Origin of the sequence: uncultured Prevotella sp., assembly GCF_946407605.1 — a bacterium.
In the GTDB taxonomy this organism is placed as follows: domain Bacteria; phylum Bacteroidota; class Bacteroidia; order Bacteroidales; family Bacteroidaceae; genus Prevotella.
Window position 1 is genome coordinate 1 of the sequence record NZ_CAMJOS010000077.1, and the last position, 2,788, is coordinate 2,788.

A 2,788-nucleotide genomic window follows, 5' to 3' on the forward strand; every position below is an offset into this window, starting at 1 on the left:
AGAGAGATTAATAATTAACGTTTAATTTAACGTCCAACTTTTCGGGGTCACTTCACAAGTAGTTCCAACGCTTTTTTTGCCCACTTTTCTCTTAATTTCTTACCTTATTTAAATTAAAAGTACTAACTTTGCAGTCCGCTATTAAAAGTCAAACAAGGATGACAATGATTAGAACTATTATGATGACTTTGCTCTGCGCCGGCGCCATTGCTGCTGAGGCACAGAGCAACAGCAAGTATTACACAGGAAAGACCGCCGATATTCACCCCAGCGGCTGGTTGAAAACCATGCTGCAGCGCCAGCACGACGGACTGACGGGTCACCCCGAGGCGCTGTCGTATCCCTATAACTCATGCCTCTGGGCCGGTGAGATATCACGACCCGACGAGAGCTATGGCGACAACTGGTGGCGCTATGAGCAGACGGCCTACTATACCGAGGGCCTGTTGAAGTTGGGCTACGAACTGGGTGCCGACGAGATGGTCAGCAAGGCCATGGAAGGTATTGAATATACGCTGGCCCACCCCGACGAGAACGGTGTGCTGGGCAATTCGACCCTTGTGGGTATTACATGGCCCATGTCGGTGTTCTTCCGTGTGTTGCAGGCCAAGTATGAGCACGATGGCGACGAGCGCATACCCACAGCTCTAGAACGCCACTACCTGAACTTCACACCACAAGACCTGGCCGGTGGCATCGTGGGCGGACGTAACATCATGTCGATAGAGGGCATCCTCTGGACCTACGGCAAGACGGGCAATGCAAAGCTGCTGCAGTTAGCCGAGGATGCCTGGGCCATCCAGAACAAGTTTGCCGTTGACGAGACCGCCATCACAAGCGCCGAGCCGTTCTATATGCATGCCGTGACCTTCTCTGAGATGCTGAAACTGCCGATGCTGCTCTATGCCTACACCGGCAAGCAGCAATATCTGGACCTGGCGATGACCGCTGTCAGAAAGGTGGAGCGCGAGTCGCTGCTGCCCGATGGTGTGCCCTCGAGTGCGGAGTTCCTCTATGGCAACGGCATCGGCACAAGCCACGAGACGTGTGTCATCGTTGACTATACCTGGACGATGAGCCACTTCCTGCAGATCACTGGTCAGGCCAAGTGGGCCGACAAGATAGAACAGGCCATCTATAACGCCGGCATGGGCGCCATCACCAAGGACTTCCGCTCGCTACAGTACTTCTCCTCTGTCAACCAGTTTGTCGCCACGGGATCGTCGAACCATAATATATATAAGCACGGCTCTACGTGGATGGCCTACCGTCCTACTCACGAGACGGAGTGCTGCTCGGGCAACGTGAACCGCATGCTGCCCAACTTTGTGAGCCGCATGTGGATGACTGATAGCGAGGGTGGGGCAGTGGCTACCATCTATGGTCCCAGCACGGCGACGTTCCCCACAGCACAGGGCAATATCGTCATTACCTGCTCGACGGAGTATCCCTTTGCCGAGACACTGACTTTCAATGTCAGCGGCGACGAGGGAGCTACGCTCCCCCTGACGCTGCGCATCCCCACATGGTGTAGCAACGCCTTGGCTGCACTCAATGATTCACCCATCGATGTAGCCCTCACGGCAGGTACGTTTGTCAAGCTGCCCAAGGCAGTGAAGCGTGGCGATGTGGTTACGCTGACCCTGCCGATGACCATCGAGAAGAAAACGCTCGAAGGACAGGGCGTCTGCTTCCAGCGCGGTCCGCTGCTATATGCCTACGCCATTCCGCAGCAGAAGACCGAGGATACTGAGGAGTATGACTGCATGCACGGTAAGAAACCTGAGAACCCCGACTTCAAGTGCTGGAACATCACGCCCACTGGCGCCTTCAACTACGCCTTTGCCGACGACGGCCAGCCCGTCAGTGTGAACTATCCCTATATCGAGGAAATCGGCGGCACCATCCCCTTCGACCTCAACTATACCCCCGTCAACCTGCGCATCCCCGTGAAGCAGATTGACTGGAGCCTCGTGGACGACCGCTATACGCCCACCCAGCCCGAGCAAGGCAAGCTGACATTCCTCAGCGACGCCACCCAGTATATCGACCTCGTGCCTTATGGATGCACCGAGTTGCGCCTTACCGTCTTCCCCGACGCCAACGCCCAGCCGCTGCCAGCGCCCGAGGAGCCAGACTATACCCGTCCTGTCGATGCCCCCGACTGCGTACAGGTGGTTGACGGTCACTACTGCGCCTATTTCGAACTGCCCCGCTTCTGCTGGGACGAGCCCATCTACTGCAAGGTGCGCTATGCCGACGGCACCGCCGACCTGCACAGCAACCAGGATGGCGACCTCTGCGAACAGGTAGGAACCACAGCCCTTGGCCGACACATCTGGCGATGGACGGGACCTGCCGTCAGCCAGGCAGCTCCCGTGGAACTCATCTTCACCAATCATGACCTGCTCACCGACATCATGCCCTTTGCCAATGGCGGCTACTACAACTACAACCGCCTGATCTACAAGGCTGGCGAGGGTACACAGACAATGATAGGTCACACAGATATCACAGATAATGCTGCCGCCTGGTATTGCCTCGATGGACGGAAACTCGAAGGGAAACCCACAAAGAAGGGATTGTACATCTATAAAGGTAAAAAGAAAGTAATTAAATAATGGATTAGTATCCTGTGAGCAAGCATAGAACATCCCATGGACTTCTCATGGACCTCTCATGGACCTCTCATGGACTTCTCTAAGACATCTTAGAGCAGTGGGTTATGATATATTGTAGTTCGCTGATTTTGGTTGTCAGTTTTCTGTCTTTCGACTAGATCAAGTTG

1 protein-coding gene is annotated in these 2,788 nt (G+C 54.8%); it reads left to right on the top strand.

What is annotated here, in order from left to right:
- The first annotated feature begins 164 nt into the window (after positions 1-164).
- On the top strand, positions 165-2,621 hold the full coding sequence (locus tag Q0R57_RS14680) for a beta-L-arabinofuranosidase domain-containing protein (RefSeq protein WP_294749249.1): 2,457 nt from the start codon (positions 165-167) through the stop codon (positions 2,619-2,621).
- Positions 2,622-2,788: the final 167 nt, after the last annotated feature.